This window comes from Pseudocnuella soli (assembly GCF_004347775.1).
GTDB lineage: Bacteria > Bacteroidota > Bacteroidia > Chitinophagales > Chitinophagaceae > Flavisolibacter > Flavisolibacter aquaticus.
Window position 1 is genome coordinate 3305621 of sequence record NZ_CP037755.1, and the last position, 19323, is coordinate 3324943.

The window sequence follows — 19323 nt, forward strand, 5'->3', positions numbered from 1 at the left end:
CCTTTAACTTCAATTACTCTCCTTCTTTTTTACGCCTGCGTTTTTGTTTTTCGGGCAATTCCTTGCCGCCTTTTGCTTTGGTGGCTTTGGGCCGCGATGCTTTTTTCGGTGTGGGTTGTGCAGCATCGTCAGTTACTTCCATCGGTGTCAGCACCCATTCATAATCAAGCTGGCGCTTGGTGAGGTTGGCAGCAATTACCCGGATGCGCACCTTATCGCCCATGCGGAACTTGCGGCCGCTGCGGGCACCCACCAACATATAATCAGTATCCACATGGCGAAACTCGTCGTACTCCGCGAGTGATGCAATGCTCACCAAGCCTTCGCATTTGTGTTCTACGGTTTCCACCCAAAAGCCAAACGAGGAAACACCTGAAATAACACCGTCGAATTCTTCGCCCAGAAACTGGCGCATAAATTCAACCTGCTTGTATTTATTGGCGGCCCGCTCAGCTTCCATTGCGGCCCGTTCCCTTTCGCTGCAGTGTTTGCATTTTTGCTCCAGCTTTTTATCCACCCGTATGTTTTGGGTCAGCACTTCGTGCAAAATACGGTGCGCCAAAATATCGGGGTAGCGGCGGATGGGTGAGGTGAAATGACAATAGTTCTCAAAACCCAACCCATAGTGACCAATGTTTTCGATGGTGTACGCCGCTTTAGCCATGGTGCGGATGCCCAGTTGCTCCAGCACATGCTGCTCGGGTTTGCCTTTTACGTCCTCCAACATGGTGTTGAACGACTCGGCTATTTTATCAGGCGTAGACAGGTCAAACTTGTGGCCAAACTTGCGGGCAAATGCAATGAATGGCGTCAGCTTTTCTTCCGACGGCAGGTCGTGCACCCGATACGGAAACGGTAATTCTTTTTTGTCCACTTTTACTTTCGACACCACGGTGGCCACAATGCGGTTGGCCAGCAACATAAACTCTTCGATGAGTTGGTGCGACTCTTTGCTTTCTTTTACCACGATGCCGATCGGCTTGCCTTCTTCGTCAAGCTTGAACCGAACTTCCTGCGAAGAGAAGGAAATGGCGCCGTTATCGAAGCGCTTCTTGCGCAGCCGCTGTGCTATGTTATGCAACAGCATTATTTCATCGAGGTACAGCCCTTCCTGTTTTTCGATGATGTCCTGCACGTCTTCGTATGTAAACCGGTGGTCGGAATGAATGACCGTGCGGCCCACCCAATGGCTTTTTACAGCGCCTTTGGGCGTCATTTCAAAAACGGCCGAAAAAGTCAATTTATCCTCATGCGGTCGCAGCGAACACAACACGTTTGAGATATGTTCGGGCAGCATTGGGTTTACCCGGTCGGGCAGGTACACCGATGTAGCTTTGCGGTACGCAAAATCATCCAATGCTGTATCGGGTTGCACATAATGACTTACATCGGCAATGTGCACGCCTATTTCGTAGTTGCCGTTTTTCAGCACCCTAATGGACAGGGCATCGTCAAAATCCTTTGCATCCACCGGGTCGATGGTAAACGTCAGTATGTTCCGGAAATCGCGGCGGCGGTCAATTTCGCTGTGCGGGATCGTATCGGGAATGCGGGCTGCTTCTTCCAGTGCTTCGTCGGGAAACTCCAGCGGGAAGCCATTTTCCAACAGTATTTCCTTCATTGCCACCTGGCCCTCGTTCTCGTTGAGCACCGTCACCACTTCGCCTTCGGGCCGCTTGTTGCTGCCTTCTTCCCACTTGGTAATGCGCACCACCACGCGGTCGCCGTCCTTTGCCTCGTTGAACGCATTTTGCGGCACAAAAATATCCGGCATCTTGCGGTCGCTGTCGGCCACAAAAAAAGCAAAGCCTTTGTTCATTTGCAGGGCGCCAATAAACTCGCTTTGTTTTCTCTCCAGCACTTTCGTTACCGTTCCCTGCATGCGGCGGCTGTCGCGTTGCGGCAGCACCTGCACCACCACGGTATCGCCATTGAGCGCCGTATTAAAATCGTTGGGTTTTACCAAAATGTCGGTTTCCAGTCCTTCCACTACTACAAAACCCATCCCCGATCGGGTAACTTCCAACCGGCCACGATGTTCGTCAGCCGAACCATGCTGCCGGTGCTTTTTTTTATCTTTTCCGTTTTTCCTACCCATGTGTTATGATTCCGTTTTTTTAAAGTGCCTTATGAAGTTAGCTACAGTTTGTAAAAAGGCCTCCTGACCGCCAAACAGAAAGCGGTGTTCAATCGGTAAAACATAAAAAGGTATGCCATCCATCTCGGCCGCAAACTTCAGCAGCCGCATGGCGTCCTTTTCGGTGGTGAGTATCACTTTATTGCTTGCCTGCAGCCCATCGAACCGCTTTTTTATTTCCTTAAAATCGTCGATGGTAAAAATATGGTGGTCACCATACGACATCAGGTGGTACTGGTTGGTTTGGTGCTCCAGGTGTTTTTTCAGCGGGTTGGGGTTGGCAATGCCGGTAACCAGCAACACCTCTGTAGCGCTTTGCAATACCATCTCTTCTCCATTCACCAAATGATACGGCGTGCCATAGGCAATGGTGGTAAAATAAACCTTTTGCGTTGGCATTGGTTCAATTTCAGCAACAATGCCCTGCCGCATTTCTTCGCTCATATCTGCCGGGCATTTGGTTACCACAATTGTTTGTGCCCGCCGGTACGAGCCCCGTTCGTCGCGCAGATCGCCGGTGGGTAAAAAAAAGTCGCGGGTAAACAGGTTGTTGCAATCGGTGAGCAGGATATTAAAACCCGGTTGAATGGAGCGGTGCTGGAACGCATCGTCCAAAATAACGGCTTCCGTATCGGGGCGGTCGTGCAGCAATTGCGGGATGGCCACAATGCGCTCCTCGCCTACCGCCACCGGCACGTCGGGAAACTTGCGGTAAAACTGCATCGGTTCATCACCGATATCAATAGCCGTAGTTTTTTCGGAGGCCAACGCATAGCCCGTTGTTTTTCTTTTGTACCCGCGGCTCAGCGTAGCCACTTTAAATTCCCCCTTCAGGTTTTTTACCAGCAGTTCCACCATCGGCGATTTGCCGGTGCCGCCAGTTGACAGGTTGCCTACGCAAATGAGCGGCAACCCAAACGATGTGGAGCGCAAAATTTTTTTATCATACATCCGGTTGCGCAGCACCACAATGGCGCCATAAAGCAAGGCAAACGGCAGTAAAAGAATGCGGAATGATTTCAGAAACCAGTTAGAAAACATAAACCTTTTGCGGAGTGATACAAAGGTTTAAAGGTACGTCATATTCACTGGCGTCTTCTATTTGCGCAATGGGCTCAAAATAGCTCAGTCCCACCTTCAAACAATCGGGATTGCATTGCTGCAAAAAGCGGTCGTAATATCCTTTGCCATAACCGACGCGGTTGCCCTGTTCATCAAAGCATAACAAGGGCACCAGCACCAATTCAATTTGCTCCGGATGAATGAGGTGATCGCCAACCGGCTCCAAAATTTGATATGCGTTGGGCACAAAATCATCGTCGGTTTGCGGCACAACGGCATGCATCAATCCATCGCCTTCAATGCGGGGATAAGCTATTTCCACACCGGGGTTTTGAAACCGCAAAAAATCGGTGATCAGGAAAGTCTCCGCTTCGCCTTTTTCATCGGCGGGGTAATAACTCAGAACATGATTAAGAAAAGGCAAATGCAGTTGCTGCAATTGAATCAGCAACAAGTCGTCCCATTTTGTTTTTTGCACGTCGTTAACAGCTGCACGTTGTGCCCGGAAATGGGCACGGGCTTCCTTTTTACGCATCGTTACCGCCATCGGCTGCATTGTTTTCAAAAAAAGAAAATACGGTGGTGCCGTAATTGCGGGCTTTTACAAAATGCGGGTTCGACTCGTAGTTGTTGCGTGGTGTATGTTCCAGCACAAACACACCTCCGGGCAGTAACAATCCATGTTGAAATATTTTCAGTGGCAGGTCGTCGATGGTGGTCAGCGCATAAGGTGGGCCTGCAAAAATAAAACTGAAGCTTTGTTTGCAGGTTTCAATAAAACGGAACACCTCTGACTTTACCAGTTTTACGCCATCCAGCCCCAATTGCTGCAAATTCTTTTGGATAAAGGCAGCCATTGCATTGTCTTTTTCTACAATAGTTAAATCCGGTACGCCACGGCTGGCCAGCTCGTAAGTAATGGCGCCGGTGCCACCAAACAGGTCCAGCGATTTAAGCGATTCGAAGTTGATCGTGTTTTGTAAAATATTGAACAATCCTTCTTTGGCAATGTCAGTTGTTGGACGGGTGTGGGGCATATTTGCCGGCGGGTGAATGCGGCGGCCGCCCAGTGTGCCACTTATAATGCGCATTGAGCCAGGTTGTAGAGTGAAGAAAAATAATATTGCGGCACGGGCTGCCCGTCAATGTCCAATGATTTGAGCGGGCTGAACCGGATATTAAGGAAATATTGGTGCAGCTCTTTATACAAGGGCGAAACAGCTTCGATAAAACCGGAAACAGAAACCAACGTTTCCTGCTGCGACAGGCCAAATTCGGTGCATATTTTTAATAAATAATATACCACGTCCAACGGCACCTGGAAGCTGTATTGCTGCACCAGCTGCAATTGGTGTTGTTTGTAAACAGCCGCCCTGATCTGGTGATCGACAAAAAATACATGAATGCTGTTGGCTTCGCCGCCGCCGTCGGGCACACAGGCAATCGCCGGCCGGTATTCCACGGAGCGGAAATGTTTGCCCAATACCTGGTGCACTGCGGGCGGCACCTGGAAGGCATAGGTTTTTCCATTTACATAAGTTGCCGGCCTGCCAATACTGCCCGGAAACAGTGCCTGCAACATTTGCGGGTAGCCAACCCCGTTAGCATCGGGCAAAATAGAAGCTTGCGGAAATGCAAGTGAAGTCACCAGTTGAACTTCGTCGGTTGCGCCTTCTTGTACCAAACCTACAATTGACTCCAACGCCGCTTGCAGGTTTTTTTCGGGAAAAGCATAGAGCCGCGCAAATGCGGGTGCCCCGGTTTCGGCATCCATTTTTGACAGCAAACAATACTCGGTGCCCAGCTCCATCAGCAGTGTTTCTGAAGGTGCAACTGAAAGCCTGCCTGATTCAAAAAGGGTCTTCAATACGCGGGTTTTATGCTGTGCAAAATAACGATTCCGCCTAAATGTGGTGCACACAAAAATGGTTGTTGTAGCTTGCAACACTTTTTTATGGAAACGGCTTTACAGGTAAATACTTCCAACCGGCAGATACTGAAAATTGCGGTGCCCATCAGTTTGGCGATGATGGTGCCCCAGGCCAATTTTATCATCAACAACATTTTCCTCGGTCACCTCAACGAGCAATCGCTGGCCACAGCTTCCATCACCGGTGTGTATTACCTGATTTTCGGATCGGTTGGCTATGGATTGAACAACGGCCTGCAGGCACTTATTGCCCGCCGTGCCGGCGAAAACAAACCGGAAGAAATTGGCCGGCTGTTTAGTCAAGGCGTGCTCATTTCCTTGCTCATTGCCTTATTCGGCATCCTTGTAACCTATTTTGTGGCGCCGCTTATTTTGCGGGCATCGCTGCATTCGGAAGAAACCTACCGGATGTCGGTTGATTTTTTGCGCATCCGCATCTGGGGTTTGCCGTTTTTATTTATTTACCAAATGCGCAATGCCCTGCTGGTGGGTACCAACCAAAGCCGGTTCCTGATTGCCGGCACCCTCGCGGAAGCCGCCGCCAATATATTTTTCGATTACACACTCATTTTTGGCAAGCTGGGTTTTCCCAACCTCGGTTTCAATGGTGCCGCCTATGCTTCGGTGATTGCAGAGTTCACGGGCATGTTTGTTATTTATCTGGTGATCCAGGCCAAGGGCATCGGGCAACGATTCCAGTTGTTTCAAAGCTTTCGCTGGGATGCGGGACAGGCTAGGCTGATTGCGGGCATGTCAGGGCCGCTGGTTTTTCAGCACGCTATTTCCATCATCAGCTGGGTGTTTTTTTACATCCTAGTGGAGCACCATGGGCAAACCAGCCTTGCCGTTTCCAATACCATGCGCAATGTGTTTGGCTTTTTTGGCGTAGCGGTCTGGGCTTTTGCCGCCACGTCCAACGCAATGGTGAGCAATGTGATTGGCCAGCAAAAACATGATGAAGTGCTGCCGCTGATTGGGAAGATTACTAAGCTGAGCGCAGGTACGGCGCTGTCCATTTGCCTGTTACTTAACCTTTTTCCGCAGTTGTTTTTAAGCATTTACGGCCAGGGACCGGCATTTATGGAAATGGCGATACCGGTGTTGCGCCTGGTGTCATCGGCGCTGGTGCTGATGGCATTTGGAACCGTGTGGCTGCAAGCGGTAACCGGTACCGGCAACAGCCGCATGACGTTTTTGATTGAACTGGGCGCCATCATCGTTTATTGCAGCTATGTGTACCTAACCCTTGAAGTATATCAACTGCCCATTATTTGGGGTTGGGCTTCAGAAATTTTGTATTGGTCGCTGATGTTTGGCCTTTCTTACACTTATTTGAAAAAGGGTAAGTGGCAGCAGAAAAAGATCTAAGATTTGCCATTGAGCCACGAAGGCAGAAAGACAGGAAGAAGCACAAAGGATTAAAACAATGTGAGACTAATACCGCGGCCGCAGATTAGTTGATGCTGCGTAAGAGTTGTTTGCCTTCCGCTTTTACGCGGTTATCATCGCCGGTGCGGGTGGGTAGCGAAGCCAGTTGTTGCAACAGGGCTTTTGCTTTTGCTTCCTCGTTGTTGCGAATGTAGGCTTTAGCCAGCTCCAGGTGGTTGAGGGCAAATGCAGGCTCCAGGCTCTGGGCCTTTTCATATGCACGGATGCTTTGCTGCGTTGATGCGGGTGGAAAACCGCCATAAAAAACTTTAACTGCGGTGCGCTCCACCATATTGAGGCCGCTTACTTCAAAATGCCATTTGCCCAATACATGCCAGGCACGGCCATGACCGGGGTTGAGCTGTAAAGCTTTCTCGGCGTTTTCCTTGATGGCTTTTACCGCGGCAATTTTTTCTTTGGTGGGTCCTGCCAGCGCCAGGCGGCCCATAGCCACCGATAGCGCATAATATCCTTCCGCGCCTTTCGGCAACACTTTAATGGCCTGTTGCGCCAGGTGTTGGGCCCGGGTATAATAAGCCATCTGTTTCGCTTTTGTGGGCTGCGCAATGCCGAGCCGGCTGTGCAATTCGCTGCTTTTCCAAAGAGCAAAATAGTTGGTTGGCTCCGCCTTCAACACCTGCGCCAGTTTGTCCAAAGCCGCTGCCTCCTGGAACGCTGCTTCGAGTTTTACCGCTTCGGCAATTAACTGCTGTTGCTGGCTTTTTGCCGTAAAAAAACAAACCAGTAACAGTACCAACAATTTTGCTTTCATGCAATAGGATTAAAATGTTTGTGAATACCGCACCCCTACCGAACCGGTAAACCCGGTGATGGGCGGCGTCATTTTTTTAATGCTGATGGTGGCATCCAGAATTTGCGGAAACGCGTCCTTCAGCTGGGTGCAAATGATCATGGCACAGGTTTCCAGTAATTGCTGCCGTTGTTCCATCACCGCTTTTACAATCTGGTACACGGCCACGTAATTCACGGTGTGCGCCAGTTTGGTTACCGGGTGCTCCTGCGGCAAAAACGAAACGGTCACGTCTACTTCAAATTCATTGCCTGCTTTCTCTTCTTCTTCGTACAAACCGTGGCCCGAAAAAAAACGCAGCGACCTTAATTCTATTGTCATGGATGCACCCATCGTGTTGGTGTCAAAATTTTTGTGCCGGGTAAAAAAAGCGTTTTGTTTTCTTTAAAAAAAATAAGCGGAGCATTGGCATCCGCTTATTTTATATAAAGCCAATCGTTTGGTAAACGATCCGTTTTTCTAAAACTTAATGAAAACCTTTTTCCGAAAGGTAGCGTTCAGCATCCAGTGCAGCCATGCAACCGCTGCCCGCAGCCGTAATGGCCTGGCGGTAAATTTTATCCTGCACATCGCCGCAGGCAAACACGCCTTCCACATTGGTTTTGGCAGAACCCGGCACCGTGAGGATGTAACCCGATTCGTCCATATCAAGCATGCCCTGGAAAATGTCCGAGTTGGGCTTGTGCCCAATCGCCACGAAAAAGCCACGCACCGGCACTTCTACTTTTTCACCGGTTTGGTTGTTGCGGATGCGTACGCCTTCCACCAGTTTATCGCCCAGCACTTCGTCGGTTTCGCTGTTCCAGTAGATCTTGATGTTTGCAGTATTTTTCACGCGGTCCTGCATTACTTTGGAAGCCCGCATCTCATCGCGGCGGACAATCATGTGTACGGTGCTGCACAATTTGGAAAGGTACAAGGCTTCTTCTGCTGCGGTATCGCCGGCGCCTACAATAGCCACTTCTTTACCGCGGAAGAAAAATCCGTCGCAAACGGCGCAGGCGCTCACTCCGTGACCGTTCAGCCGCTGTTCGCTTTCAATGCCCAGCCATTTGGCCGATGCACCGGTGGCAATAATGATGGCGTATGCCTCAATAATCTTTTCTTCGTCGATCCACACTTTGTACGGTTGCTGCGACAGGTCGACCTTGGTGGCCAAACCATACCGGATATCGGCACCCATGCGCTGGGCCTGCTTTTCAAAATGCACCATCAGCTCCGGTCCCTGCACGCCTTCCGGAAAGCCCGGATAGTTTTCCACTTCGGTGGTGATGGTGAGCTGGCCACCCGGCTGAATGCCCTGGTACAACACCGGTTTCATATTGGCCCGTGCTGCATATACGGCAGCGGTGTAACCGGCCGGTCCCGATCCTATGATGAGGCAATTAACCCTTTCTGATATATTTTGATCCATGCTGTTTTCTTATGCGGTGCAAAGTTAGGTGGAAGTGGGGAAAAGTCGGAAGTCCGTGGTCGGAAGTCGGAAGAAAGACGACGCAGTTGCATTAGTTTAAACAAAAATTAAGTAGCGCTGGACATCACATGCTTGAAAGATCGTCGTCGGACTTCCGTCTTCCGTCTTCCAACTACTTCGGTACCACCACCGTTTTATACTGCACGCCATAGCCACCGAAATAACCCAGTGCGCCGCCGCTGATGTTGCCGAGCACTTTTACAGGCGTAGAAAAAGGATTGCCGACCGAATTGTAACCGTACTCCATGGTGCGCCAGAAATCGTAGGTGGCGCGGTCGATGTTGGCGAGTTTTAAGCTGATGGTATCGCCGCGTTTAAAGTAATAGTCTTCGTCGTTGCGTTCGATGTTGCGGTTAAAGCCGGGTTCCACTACCAGCTCGTAAGTGGAGCCGTCAATAATAAAATCATCGAAGACTGATGTAAACGGCGGTAGGTATGTTCCACTGTTCTTTTTGGTAAAATAGCGGATATAATCGCCAAAACCCGGGCGGTCTGTAGCCCGGATGTACAGCGATATTTCTTCGTCATCAACGGCATTGGGCACCGGTTTCCACCAAATTGAATCCAGCCTGCGGGTCGTATCCGGAATAGTGGTTTGGGCGGTGTATTCATTGCCGTCAGCAATTATTTTTAGCATATAGCCCGTCTTCAATGCACCTACAAAAGCCGTTGCCGGTTGCGCCGGGTCGTTGGTATAAAAAGTGAGCGAATAGCCATTGCCGGTGGGCACCGTAAATTCCTTGAGCCGGTGGGTCAATGTGCCATTGGAAACATACACTTCCGCATTGCGGACAAAACTTTGCGCCAGCAGCTCGGGACTGATCTGCGCAAAAAAGTTGGAAGACCGCGAAAGGACCACTACCGGCGCCTGCCCGTTTTCAATGGTCGCTTCCACCACCAGTTTTGGCTCGGCTTCTTCGAGGTCAAAGTCCACGGCTTTTTCGCAGCCGGTAACTATTAGTAGTAAAAAAAGAAAAGCGAGAATTCGGCGCATACGGGGTGAAATTACAAACAAAAGCCCCACAACATTTGTTGCAGGGCCTTTGGAAAAATATCAGGAAACTTATCCTAAGTAAGCTTTCAGTGCATTGCTGTACCGGGCTTTTTGCAGGCGTTTGATGGCCCGCTCTTTAATCTGGCGGATGCGTTCCTTGGTCAGGTCGTATTTCTGGCCAATCTGTTCGATGGTGGTGCCATTTTCGCCATCAAGGCCAAAATAAGCATTCACAATTTCCGCTTCGCGGGGGCTGAGCGATTTCAAAACCCGGCGAATTTCGGCACGCAGCGAGTCTTTCATCACGTCGTCGTCGGTATCATCGCTGCCTTCCAGCAAATCGCCCATCGCTACATCTTCGGCTTCGTGCACGGGTGCATCCAGCGAGGTGTGGCGGGTATTGCTTTGGAAGATATTGTTGATCTCGGTTTCACTCATTTCCAGGATGTCGGCCAGTTCCTCGGTGCTTGGCTCTCGTTCGTGCTCCTGCTCAAAAGCCATGTAAGCTTTGTTGGCTTTGTTGTAGGTGCCAATTTTGTTCTGGGGCAGGCGCACCAGACGGCCCTGCTCAGCCAAAGCCTGCAAAATGGATTGACGGATCCACCATACGGCGTAGGAAATGAATTTAAAACCCTTGGTTTCATCGAAGCGTTGGGCAGCTTTGATCAGGCCCAGGTTGCCTTCGTTGATCAGATCGGAAAGCGAAAGACCCTGGTGCTGGTACTGCTTGGCAACCGATACCACAAAGCGAAGGTTCGCCTGTACCAGTTTGTCCAAAGCTCTTTGGTCACCCATTTTGATCCGCTGAGCCAGGGTGGTTTCCTCTTCGGGAGTGATCATCGGAATTTTAGAAATTTCCTGCAGATACTTCTCCACGGCCTGGGAATCCCTGTTCGTGATCTGGGTGGCAATTTTAAGCTGCCTCATAATAAAACGGAGTTGTTTATATTGTTAATCAGAATGAAATGTTGCGTGTGGCTGGAAACAAGCGCTAGAAAAAACTGCTGTTCAAAAAAATCAGTCTGCAAAGGTAACATCTTTTACCCAAACTTTCTAATTCCATCAGCCATATAAAAGGCTACAAAAACTATACTATGCATTTTGAAATATAGCGCTTAACACTTTTTCGTGTTAAAAACTTCTATTTATCGTAAGACAAGTTTATCGGGCAACTGGCTGCACGCCGTTTTTTTTGCTCAGGTAAATCCACAACCCGATACCGATAATAACCAGGCAGGTAGAAATCACCTCGGCTTGAGTCGGCTGAAAGCCAAGGAAATTCAAGCGGTTGTTTACCCTGATTTTTTCAATGAAAAACCGCTCCAGCCCGTTCAGGATCAGGTACAAAGCAAACAGGGAGCCTGGTGTTTTGAGCCTTTTGCGGAAAGCCCACAACAACCCAAACAGCAACGTGCAGGCAACCGTTTCGTAAAAAGGCGTAGGGTAATGACCCACCGGCAGTTGGGCACAGTACCGGCCTTCGCAGCCCGGAATAGGCACGCCCACTTCGTTTACATTATGTGGATAATTATAGCTCCACGCCCAGTCGGGCAACCAGCTAAAAGGATTAGGATCTGTGTTAGCAATGCCCCAATCGCCATCGCCGGCTACCTGGCAGCCAATCCGGCCAATGGCATAGGCAATCATCAGCGCCGGCGCCAGGCTATCGGCCAGGTGCCGCAGCGGAATTTTGTGTTTGCGTGCAAAAATGATGATGGCAATGGTGGCGCAAATAAGGCCGCCGTAAAAAGTAAGTCCGCCGCCCGACAGGATAAAATCCATGGGGCGTTTTAAAAACTCGCTCCAGTTTTCAAAAATATCGAACAGCTTGGCACCCAACAAGCCAAACACAAGGGCCAGCAGCGTGATCTCTCCTACCCGGTCCTGCGGCCAAAGGCGCACTTTTCGCTTTTCCGGTTTTTCCAGCCGTGTTTTTTGTTTTTCCCGCCATTTTAAAAAAGCAAAAACGCCGCCTAGCAGCAAGCCCAGCGGCCAAGAGCCGGCGCCGGAAAAGATATAAGCCTGCGGATCGGCAGTAATTTCGGGGCCCAGGAAAAACATCCCCAGGATTTTATATCCCAACACAAAACCCAGTAAAAAATTGAGCAGCAAATCGGTAGTGCTGGCCGGCTCGCCAACGGTCACGGTATCTTCTGTTGGTTGCAGCAGACCAAGCTTACTTTTTCTTTTAAGCTCGGACGTAAGCAGCGCGGCCGCTACGAAAAAGGCGATGGCCACAAAAAAGCCAAAGGAGTTAATAAAGCGCAGGGGGCCAATTTCCAGTCCGAAAAGATCTTTAAAAGCGTAGTAAAGGTTGGGATACATGCAAAATACTAGGTGAAAAAGGCAGTGTTGCGGAATATAAAAAGGCCTCTCCAGTACATGGAGAGGCCTCAAATTAAAGCAATTAATTGCAGTGTTGTTCAAATGCGCCAATAAGGTTGTGCGCAATCATTTGTGCTGAACGGCCTTCAATCATGTGGCGTTCTACAAAATGTACCAGCTGCCCGTCTTTAAACAAGGCAATGGCCGGTGAAGACGGCGGGTAAGGCAGCAGGTGCTGGCGAATGGCCTGGATGGCTTCTACATCAAAACCTGCAAACGAAGTAGTGAGGAAGTCGGGCTTTTTCTCGCTGTTGTGCACTGCCATCAGCACACCCGGGCGGGCCGTGCCGGCAGAGCAACCACAAACAGAGTTGATCATAACCAGCGTAGTGCCGGGCTTAGACAGTTGCGCCTCCACTTCATCGCGGTTCAATAATTCCTGGAAGCCGTATTCGGTCAGCTCCTCTTTCATTGGTTGTACGATCTCTATTGGATACATATATTATTTGTGTTTTTAGTACTGCAAAGGTAAGGAACTGTCATTATTGTAATAAGCGCAAGCCAATTCATAACATTTTGTCACATACAACATTAAAAAACTGCATAACTGTCATATAAACCAGCGTTTTACGCAATGGTACGTCATTTGAAAATAAGGCTGCAAACAAGTAAACATTAAACAGAAAATACTATGACAACCTACAAATTAGCAAACCGGCCTTTTGAACAAAGTTTTAACAACATCCTCGATGACTTTTTTTATCCTGCACCGTCTTTATTTAAGAACGGCGCGAATGGAAATGGACATAGCACCCCGGTAAACATCCGGAAGACGGAAAATGGTTACGAGTTGCAGTTGGTAGCGCCCGGTTTTGAAAAGGAAGCGTTTAAAATCGACCTGGACAAGAACCTGCTCACCATTGCAGCAGCGCACAAAGCGGAAGGAGACAAACAACAGGAAGGCTTCATCCGCACTGAGTTTCGCCAGCGTTCGTTCAAGCGTTCTTTTACATTGGATGAAACGATTGACGCGGAAAAGATTGAGGCCCGCTACCACAACGGAATTTTGGTATTGAACTTGCCAAAAAAAGTGGAAGTGAAAGAGCCTGTGAAGCAAATCTCAATACAATAACTTTTTCTCATAAGCAGTTGGTTTTGGTTTACGCCCCTTGTTTCCACGAGGGGCTTTTTATTTTAAAAAATACTGCCCGCAAATTCAAGGCTATGTAGGGAAGCATGCCGTTGCCTGTACCCTATTACCTGCATCGGGTTATTGGTAAAAGGTTAATGCCTAATATTGCAGGGATATTTATTCGGTTCCAGCATGTTGAAAACAATACTTTTAGCGTCCATTTTCCTGTGTTTTGGCTATATGGCCCAGGCGCAGGATGTAGATACCGTGCAGGTGCACCAGGATACCATGCAGGTGTACCACCCCGATTCTACGCTTCGGATCATCAACCTCAACCCGTACTTTACCATCCATGTTGATTCGAGCCTGAACTACCAGTTGCAGATCAACAAAAACCCGGAGCAGTACTTTTGGTACCTGCGCAATTCGCCGGTGGGTTTGCGGATCAACAAAGACAACGGCACACTGAATTTCCGCGCCGATAAATCTTATTTTTTGTCGGGAAAACTGAAATACGACGTCAATTATAAAGTAAATGTTGGCGTGCAAAACCTGGTGAATCCCGCCGAGAAAATTGACACCAGTTTTTCCATTGTTTTTTACAGCACCGAAATCATCCCTTCGCAAATCAAACCTGCAGTGAGCGGCACCGTGTATGTTGATGAAGGCGAGGAAATCAAATTCCGCGTGTTATGTGAAAACGGCTCTTTCCCCATCGAAAACATCATCATGCTGCCATCGGCTGCTATTTCGGATTACAATGACGTAAAAAAATGCGACGATGAATTTCGCTGGCGGCCGTCGTACGATTATGTAAAAGATAAAGACTCGGCCGGCGTTCGCGTGGTAACCCTGAGCTTTATCGGCACCACCCGTTTCCAAAGCCGCGATACGGCAAATGTGCGGCTCATTATTCGTAATGCGCTCAACTACCCACTGGCCAAGCAGGAATACGACCAGGTGGTAAAAAATATCCAGACTTATATCCTGCGCCTGAAGTACACGTTCCTGGTGCTGGACAAGCGTTTGAAAAAAACCAAAAACACCCGGACTGCGTTTGACCTGACCTCCACCACCACCTCGCTGACTGGTACTATCATGAGTACGGCTACCAACCCCGAAACCCAGCGCACCGGTAAAATATTACCAAGTGTCGGCCTAGCTATGGTGCCCATTAAGGAAGCGTCGGTGCCTAATAAAACCGTGGATCAGAACCAGGCGGCACAAATCCGCTCTTCCATTAAAAGGCTGGAATACCTCATCCCTGACAACATGCTGTTGGGCGAACGCGACTGGGATATTACCCGCAAAACCAACAAACTGCGCGACGAACTGAAAGCCGTTCAGGTACAACTCATTGATGTGCCCATCGAAATCACCAACGACCTGTCCGAAGAAGAACTGAATCGCTACTTCAACAGCCCGAAAGTGAATAAGAAATATCGGTTGAAGACGAGATAGACCGACGTCCGAAGTCGGATGTCCGAAGAAATTAAAAAGGGAATGATAACTCATTCCCTTTTCTATTATCGCCTTCCTTGTCCTTCTTCCGACTTCCGACGTCGGACTTCCGACTTCTCTTTCTCACATCCCTCCCGCCGGCGGGTGTCGATGAGGTACTGGATTTTCCAGGCGCCATTCAGTTTTACCAGTTGAAATGAATTGACGCCGCAATGGCTGAATTTATCGCCTAGGTAAAATTTGTAGGGCGTCCATACCGAAGCCATATTGCCGTCGATATGTATAGCGCCAAACTCGATTCGTTCGTCGTATACCTCGGTGTGCGGGGTGCCAATTTGCCGGGCAAATGCTGCTACCGAATCGGTGCGCACCACGGTGGCGCCTTCCCTTGTACGCCCAACCGACTGCAAAATGGCGCCGGGAGCAAATGCCTGCATGAGCAGCGCCGAGTCGCCTTTACGCATGCCATCAAAAAGGCGTTTAACAGTGGCTTTTACTGCGTCTGTTTCGCTTTGTGCACCGGCGCTGAGGGTGCAAAATGTTAAGATTACCAGCAAATAACGCATACACATTTTATTAAGATTATTTGGCTAAAGTATTGCACCTCAAAGTAAAACAATCAAAAAATGAAGCGTTTCAATTTTTTATCGGTGGCGGTTATTGCTGTGTTGATGGTATTTGCCGTAGGCTGTACCACATTGCAGGAAGGCGCCGGCGGGTATTATGAAGATGCGCCCAGTGGCCGGGCATATCGGCAGGCACCCTACGGCAACAACGGCGTGATTGTGGTGGAGCGTGACCCATTTACCGGAAGATATTACCAGGTGAGCCCTTATGGCAACTACGGTTCGCCTTATGATAATTATGGTTACGGGTACCCGGCCAACCCAAGGGTGTACAACCGGGGCGGGTATTACCGCGGCAACACTCGGCCTAGCGTGAACAACCCACGTCCAAATGTAAACAACGGCAGCCGGCCAAGCCTGGGCAACAACGGTGTGATTACGCAACCGCAGCGTAAAGCCGAAGGCAGCCAGGATACCAAACGGGCCCGCGAAATTTTACGAGGCGGCAATTAACGGATGCACCGCAACCCCTTTTTACAAAAAAACTCCCGCACCAGGCGGGAGTTTTTTATTTGATGTATCCTAAAATCTTCAGCATGCTTTGTGCGCTTTGCTCCTTGGCATAAACCCAATCTTCCAGCTTCCCGTTTTTGTCGTATTCAACAATAATGTGTTTGGGCGATGGAATGAGACAATGCTTGATACCGCCATAGCCGCTGATCTGGTCCTGGTAGGCACCGGTATGGAAAAAGCCAACATATAGCGGCTCCTCACCTACTGCCTTCGGCAAAAACACTTCGTTGATGTGCTCCTCCGAATCGTAATAGTCGTGGCTATCGCAGGTGATGCCACCTAGAACGACTCGTTGGTACTCCTCATTCCATTTATTGATGGGCAGCATTAAAAACTTTTCGCCAATGCCCCAGGTATCGGGCAGCGTGGTAATGAACGACGAATCGATCATATACCAGATCTCCCGTTCGTTCTGTGTTTTTTGGCCAATAACGCTGTAAATATGCGCCATGCTTTCGCCAACGGTGTACGAACCAAATTCTGTGAAAATATGCGGCATCGGCACCTTGTTGCGCTTGCACGCAGCTTTGATGTTGCCCACAATTTCGTTGATCATAAACTGGTAGTCGTACTCAAAACCCAGCGAGTGCTTGATGGGAAAGCCGCCGCCTATGTTGATCGAATCCAGTTCAGGGCAGATCTTTTTTAACTGGCAATACAGGTTGATTACCTTGTTCAATTCCGACCAGTAGTAAATGTCGTCCTTTATGCCTTTGTTCAAAAAAATGTGCAGCATCTTCAGCTGGAACTTGTCTTCGTAGCCTTCGATATTGTCTACGTAAAATTCCAGGATGTCTTTTGCACGGATGCCCAGGCGTGAAGTATAAAAAGGAAAAGTCGGCTCTTCTTCGGCAGCTACGCGGATGCCCACTTTAAAAGGCACTTTCACCGACCGGCGATATGCCTGCAATTCCTCCTTGTTGTCCAAAACAGGAATCACATTTTTAAAGCCGCCGTTTATGAGCTGCGCAATGCGGCGGGTATAGCCTTTCTGCTTAAACCCGTTGCAAATAATATGAATGTCCTTTGTGATCTTGCGCTTTTCATAGAGGTTTTTAATGATCTCAATGTCGTAAGCGTAAGATGTTTCCAGGTGTATATCGTGCTTCAGTGCTTCCTGAACGATAAAAGAGAAGTGCGAACTTTTGGTACAATAACTATAAAAATACTGGCCTTCGTATTTGTGCTTTTTAAAAGCGTTGGCAAACATCTGCTTCGCTTTGTTGATCTGCATGCCAATCTTGGGCAGATACGTCAACTTCATGGGCGTACCATACTTGTCGATCAAAGCTTTGATGTCGAGGCCATTGAATTGCAAATACCCGCTCTTGAGCTCCAGGCCTTCCTGCGGAAAATTGAAGGTTTGTTCAACGAGGCCTAAGTAAGTATTGTTCATTGAGGAAAAATGGGTAGTTCAGTGAACAGAAATTAGTTGTGCAAAAGTAAAAGTTACACCATACAAAAAAGAAGCCGCCCCGCAAAAATGCGGAACGGCTTATATGAGTTGTGCACTAAATGTTCATTACTTAACCTGTGCCACCAGCGCTTTGAACGACTCGGGGTTGTTCATCGCCAGATCGGCCAGCACCTTACGGTCCAGGGTAATGCCTTTTTGATTCAGCAGGTTGATGAACTGAGAGTAAGTCAGTCCTTCTGCACGTACAGCGGCATTGATACGGGCAATCCAAAGGGCACGGTATTCACGCTTTTTCAGTTTGCGGCCTACATAGCTGTAGGTCATACCTTTTTCTACAACGTTTTTGGCAACGGTGTAAACATTTTTACGCTTGCCATAAAAACCTTTGGCTTGCTTTAAGATTCTTTTGCGGCGGGCCCTGGAGGCAACCGCGTTTACGGAACGAGGCATATGGAAATAAGTTTAAAGTTCAGAGTAATAAGTTCAAAGTCGTTTTCTGCTGCTGGCCAAAAGCCGGCAGTTTACTTCAGGCGCAGCAAGCGCATTACAAAATCCTGGTGCGACTGGGCTACAACGCCGTCGATGCGCATTCCACGCTTACGCTTGGTTGATTTTTTGGTGAGGATGTGACGTTTGAACGACTTTTGGTGGGTGATCTTTCCGGTACCGGTCACCTTAAAGCGCTTCTTGGCGCTGGAGTTTGTTTTAACCTTAGGCATTGCAAAATGCGGTTTGTGTTGATCCTTTGAGGCGCTTTCCACAGGGAAAGACTTATGGAGCCACTTCAGGAAATGCCCACCCTTTTTTAAAAGATGGGCCGCAAAAGTAGGAAATAAAACGCAATGGGCGAAAATGCAAATCGCTTTAATGGCCCTTATTTATCAAATTTATCCCAAAACCGGTGCTGCAGGTGCCCGCAGCAGTTCTTCCGAAGCCGGTGCCGCCGCTTTTTTAGCAGCGCGGTGGGTAAAAAGGGAAGCCAGCAGCGCAATGGTCATGAGGATGGTGGGTATAATACCAATGACGGTAAAGATCCATGTGGGCAGTGTGGTGGCTACAATCCTGAGGATATTGAAATACACCCGTCCGCTAAACCGCTGGTTGCCCCGAACATGCCGCAGCACCTGCCTTGCCAAAAAGTAAGCCTGTGTGCCCACGGTGCCGCCAAACAGCACCAGGCCATAATGGTAAAATGCAAACACCGCTTTTCCATCGCGGATGGTAACAAATGCATTGTAGCTGTTGTGGCCAATATGCATGACCATGAAACACATGAGCACGACTGCGGGCCACAGCAGCAAGCCGGCAAAAAACCCCCGAACCCGGTCTGGCCGGCATTTTCGTTTGACCCAGGTAAGTGTGATGGTGATGATGATGGAAGAAATGATGGCCGTTGGTCCGGAAAAGACCTCGAAAAAATGTTGCAGTGTCATGGTATAATGCGTTAGTGTTTGGATGATTATCTTCAAGCGGTTGCTTCTTGCAGCGTCAGCATGTCCAGGTCATAATCGGCGCTTTCCTTTTTGCGTACGACAAAAAGGGCTGCCACCGAAATGCCCACTACCATGTACATGATTGCGGCCAGCGGTGTAAGCCACAGCAGCGGGAAAAGCACCAGTGCAATAATTCCTGCTGGTTGCAATACTTCTTTTTTGCTGGTTGCAGCATCGCTCAAAAAACGAAGCGTGCCGCGGTACATATAAATGCCGGCATTGCCCAGCACCAGCGGCATCAGGTACAACGCGTATAAATAAAAGCGCAGCGAAAACTTGCCGGTAAAATCAGAATCAACAGCGTGAAGACTGATTTCAGCGAGGTGCGTAAACATGCAGGAAATAAGCATCACCGGGCCCAGGAAAACCAGCGGCACCAGGGCCACCGGCAATCCTTTGCTACCGCGTTTTATCGCAAAAATGGTAGCCCCAATGGTCCATGCAAGCGTAATGATGATGGTGACCAGGTCGATGTATTTGAAAAAGAACTCTTTCATATGTTTTGGTTGTGTGATGACTT

Annotated in this window: 22 protein-coding genes; 4 read left to right on the plus strand and 18 right to left on the minus strand. The window is 49.0% G+C overall.

The features are described from left to right. Window positions 1-13: 13 nt before the first annotated feature. From rnr to EPD17_RS13585, 5 genes are read right to left on the minus strand one after another with little or no spacing between them, the layout of a single operon-like run. Window positions 14-2098, minus strand: a complete 2085-nt coding sequence (gene rnr / locus EPD17_RS13565) for a ribonuclease R (protein ID WP_132055014.1) — start codon at window positions 2096-2098, stop codon at window positions 14-16. Between the two features lie 3 nt (window positions 2099-2101). Then, window positions 2102-3178 carry a tetraacyldisaccharide 4'-kinase gene (gene lpxK / locus EPD17_RS13570; RefSeq protein WP_132055016.1) on the minus strand — a complete coding sequence of 359 codons (1077 nt, stop codon included), beginning with the start codon at window positions 3176-3178 and terminating at the stop codon, window positions 2102-2104. Then, complete coding sequence (locus tag EPD17_RS13575; protein ID WP_165929613.1) at window positions 3168-3746, minus strand: 5-formyltetrahydrofolate cyclo-ligase; 579 nt, start codon at window positions 3744-3746, stop codon at window positions 3168-3170. Before EPD17_RS13575 ends, lpxK begins: the two co-directional genes overlap by 11 nt. Further along, window positions 3727-4290: an RsmD family RNA methyltransferase gene (locus EPD17_RS13580; RefSeq protein ID WP_132055020.1), complete on the minus strand. Its 564-nt coding sequence runs from the start codon at window positions 4288-4290 to the stop codon at window positions 3727-3729. The genes EPD17_RS13575 and EPD17_RS13580 overlap by 20 nt, the downstream gene beginning before the upstream one ends. Beyond that, a complete protein-coding gene (locus tag EPD17_RS13585) occupies window positions 4278-5066 on the minus strand; it encodes a DUF3822 family protein (protein WP_132055022.1) in 789 nt (262 codons plus the stop codon). Before EPD17_RS13585 ends, EPD17_RS13580 begins: the two co-directional genes overlap by 13 nt. An 87-nt stretch (window positions 5067-5153) precedes the next feature. Here EPD17_RS13585 and EPD17_RS13590 point away from each other — a divergent pair, with 87 nt between their 5' ends. Continuing rightward, entirely contained in the window at window positions 5154-6497 is a 1344-nt protein-coding gene (locus EPD17_RS13590) for an MATE family efflux transporter (protein ID WP_165929614.1), read from the plus strand. An 85-nt stretch (window positions 6498-6582) separates the two neighbouring features. Here the strand turns inward: EPD17_RS13590 and EPD17_RS13595 are convergent, their stop codons facing one another. From EPD17_RS13595 to EPD17_RS13625, 7 genes are all read right to left on the minus strand, one after another. Beyond that, on the minus strand, window positions 6583-7329 hold the full coding sequence (locus EPD17_RS13595; protein WP_132055026.1) for a tetratricopeptide repeat protein: 747 nt from the start codon (window positions 7327-7329) through the stop codon (window positions 6583-6585). A gap of 9 nt (window positions 7330-7338) precedes the next feature. After that, window positions 7339-7689, minus strand: a complete 351-nt coding sequence (gene folB, locus EPD17_RS13600; protein WP_165929615.1) for a dihydroneopterin aldolase — start codon at window positions 7687-7689, stop codon at window positions 7339-7341. A gap of 145 nt (window positions 7690-7834) precedes the next feature. Further along, window positions 7835-8782: a thioredoxin-disulfide reductase gene (gene trxB, locus EPD17_RS13605; RefSeq protein WP_132055030.1), complete on the minus strand. Its 948-nt coding sequence runs from the start codon at window positions 8780-8782 to the stop codon at window positions 7835-7837. A gap of 172 nt (window positions 8783-8954) precedes the next feature. After that, window positions 8955-9836: a DUF4249 domain-containing protein gene (locus tag EPD17_RS13610; protein ID WP_132055032.1), complete on the minus strand. Its 882-nt coding sequence runs from the start codon at window positions 9834-9836 to the stop codon at window positions 8955-8957. A gap of 69 nt (window positions 9837-9905) precedes the next feature. Then, a complete protein-coding gene (locus EPD17_RS13615; RefSeq protein ID WP_073041057.1) occupies window positions 9906-10763 on the minus strand; it encodes a sigma-70 family RNA polymerase sigma factor in 858 nt (285 codons plus the stop codon). 234 nt (window positions 10764-10997) lie between these two features. Next, complete coding sequence (locus tag EPD17_RS13620; protein WP_132055034.1) at window positions 10998-12161, minus strand: prolipoprotein diacylglyceryl transferase; 1164 nt, start codon at window positions 12159-12161, stop codon at window positions 10998-11000. An 82-nt stretch (window positions 12162-12243) separates the two neighbouring features. After that, the gene (locus EPD17_RS13625) at window positions 12244-12660 is read right to left on the minus strand and encodes a BrxA/BrxB family bacilliredoxin (RefSeq protein WP_114233787.1); all 417 of its coding nucleotides are present in this window, start codon (window positions 12658-12660) and stop codon (window positions 12244-12246) included. Between the two features lie 192 nt (window positions 12661-12852). Between EPD17_RS13625 and EPD17_RS13630 the strand changes: the two genes are divergently transcribed. Continuing rightward, the gene (locus EPD17_RS13630) at window positions 12853-13293 is read left to right on the plus strand and encodes an Hsp20/alpha crystallin family protein (RefSeq protein WP_132055036.1); all 441 of its coding nucleotides are present in this window, start codon (window positions 12853-12855) and stop codon (window positions 13291-13293) included. A gap of 192 nt (window positions 13294-13485) precedes the next feature. After that, window positions 13486-14754: a hypothetical protein gene (locus EPD17_RS13635; RefSeq protein ID WP_132055038.1), complete on the plus strand. Its 1269-nt coding sequence runs from the start codon at window positions 13486-13488 to the stop codon at window positions 14752-14754. 65 nt (window positions 14755-14819) lie between these two features. Here the strand turns inward: EPD17_RS13635 and EPD17_RS13640 are convergent, their stop codons facing one another. Then, window positions 14820-15320, minus strand: a complete 501-nt coding sequence (locus tag EPD17_RS13640; RefSeq protein ID WP_132055040.1) for a nuclear transport factor 2 family protein — start codon at window positions 15318-15320, stop codon at window positions 14820-14822. 60 nt (window positions 15321-15380) lie between these two features. Here EPD17_RS13640 and EPD17_RS13645 point away from each other — a divergent pair, with 60 nt between their 5' ends. Continuing rightward, window positions 15381-15833 carry a hypothetical protein gene (locus tag EPD17_RS13645; protein WP_132055042.1) on the plus strand — a complete coding sequence of 151 codons (453 nt, stop codon included), beginning with the start codon at window positions 15381-15383 and terminating at the stop codon, window positions 15831-15833. A 55-nt stretch (window positions 15834-15888) separates the two neighbouring features. On the opposite strand, the gene EPD17_RS13650 is transcribed toward EPD17_RS13645, so the two are convergent. The 5 genes from EPD17_RS13650 to EPD17_RS13670 form a co-directional block, all read right to left on the minus strand. Beyond that, window positions 15889-17289 (minus strand): type III PLP-dependent enzyme domain-containing protein, encoded by a 1401-nt coding sequence (locus EPD17_RS13650; protein ID WP_132055044.1) that lies wholly within the window; start codon window positions 17287-17289, stop codon window positions 15889-15891. Window positions 17290-17415: 126 nt separating this feature from the next. Then, window positions 17416-17760, minus strand: coding sequence for a 50S ribosomal protein L20 (gene rplT / locus EPD17_RS13655; RefSeq protein ID WP_114233782.1), 345 nt, complete (start codon window positions 17758-17760; stop codon window positions 17416-17418). A gap of 71 nt (window positions 17761-17831) precedes the next feature. Further along, window positions 17832-18029, minus strand: a complete 198-nt coding sequence (gene rpmI, locus EPD17_RS13660; protein ID WP_114233781.1) for a 50S ribosomal protein L35 — start codon at window positions 18027-18029, stop codon at window positions 17832-17834. Window positions 18030-18197: 168 nt separating this feature from the next. Then, window positions 18198-18779 carry a hypothetical protein gene (locus EPD17_RS13665; protein ID WP_132055045.1) on the minus strand — a complete coding sequence of 194 codons (582 nt, stop codon included), beginning with the start codon at window positions 18777-18779 and terminating at the stop codon, window positions 18198-18200. Further along, window positions 18776-19300, minus strand: a complete 525-nt coding sequence (locus EPD17_RS13670; protein WP_132055047.1) for a hypothetical protein — start codon at window positions 19298-19300, stop codon at window positions 18776-18778. The genes EPD17_RS13665 and EPD17_RS13670 overlap by 4 nt, the downstream gene beginning before the upstream one ends. Between the last annotated feature and the right edge of the window lie 23 nt (window positions 19301-19323).

Bases quoted from the DNA above. Each gene is read 5' to 3' on its own strand.
- rnr (WP_132055014.1), bottom strand. From the start codon at position 2,098: ATGGGTAGGAAAAACGGAAAAGATAAAAAAAAGCACCGGCAGCATGGT.
- lpxK (WP_132055016.1), bottom strand. From the start codon at position 3,178: ATGTTTTCTAACTGGTTTCTGAAATCATTCCGCATTCTTTTACTGCCG.
- EPD17_RS13575 (WP_165929613.1), bottom strand. From the start codon at position 3,746: ATGGCGGTAACGATGCGTAAAAAGGAAGCCCGTGCCCATTTCCGGGCA.
- EPD17_RS13580 (WP_132055020.1), bottom strand. From the start codon at position 4,290: ATGCGCATTATAAGTGGCACACTGGGCGGCCGCCGCATTCACCCGCCG.
- EPD17_RS13590 (WP_165929614.1), top strand. From the start codon at position 5,154: ATGGAAACGGCTTTACAGGTAAATACTTCCAACCGGCAGATACTGAAA.
- EPD17_RS13595 (WP_132055026.1), bottom strand. From the start codon at position 7,329: ATGAAAGCAAAATTGTTGGTACTGTTACTGGTTTGTTTTTTTACGGCA.
- folB (WP_165929615.1), bottom strand. From the start codon at position 7,689: ATGACAATAGAATTAAGGTCGCTGCGTTTTTTTTCGGGCCACGGTTTG.
- trxB (WP_132055030.1), bottom strand. From the start codon at position 8,782: ATGGATCAAAATATATCAGAAAGGGTTAATTGCCTCATCATAGGATCG.
- EPD17_RS13610 (WP_132055032.1), bottom strand. From the start codon at position 9,836: ATGCGCCGAATTCTCGCTTTTCTTTTTTTACTACTAATAGTTACCGGC.
- EPD17_RS13615 (WP_073041057.1), bottom strand. From the start codon at position 10,763: ATGAGGCAGCTTAAAATTGCCACCCAGATCACGAACAGGGATTCCCAG.
- EPD17_RS13620 (WP_132055034.1), bottom strand. From the start codon at position 12,161: ATGTATCCCAACCTTTACTACGCTTTTAAAGATCTTTTCGGACTGGAA.
- EPD17_RS13625 (WP_114233787.1), bottom strand. From the start codon at position 12,660: ATGTATCCAATAGAGATCGTACAACCAATGAAAGAGGAGCTGACCGAA.
- EPD17_RS13630 (WP_132055036.1), top strand. From the start codon at position 12,853: ATGACAACCTACAAATTAGCAAACCGGCCTTTTGAACAAAGTTTTAAC.
- EPD17_RS13635 (WP_132055038.1), top strand. From the start codon at position 13,486: ATGTTGAAAACAATACTTTTAGCGTCCATTTTCCTGTGTTTTGGCTAT.
- EPD17_RS13640 (WP_132055040.1), bottom strand. From the start codon at position 15,320: ATGCGTTATTTGCTGGTAATCTTAACATTTTGCACCCTCAGCGCCGGT.
- EPD17_RS13645 (WP_132055042.1), top strand. From the start codon at position 15,381: ATGAAGCGTTTCAATTTTTTATCGGTGGCGGTTATTGCTGTGTTGATG.
- EPD17_RS13650 (WP_132055044.1), bottom strand. From the start codon at position 17,289: ATGAACAATACTTACTTAGGCCTCGTTGAACAAACCTTCAATTTTCCG.
- rplT (WP_114233782.1), bottom strand. From the start codon at position 17,760: ATGCCTCGTTCCGTAAACGCGGTTGCCTCCAGGGCCCGCCGCAAAAGA.
- rpmI (WP_114233781.1), bottom strand. From the start codon at position 18,029: ATGCCTAAGGTTAAAACAAACTCCAGCGCCAAGAAGCGCTTTAAGGTG.
- EPD17_RS13670 (WP_132055047.1), bottom strand. From the start codon at position 19,300: ATGAAAGAGTTCTTTTTCAAATACATCGACCTGGTCACCATCATCATT.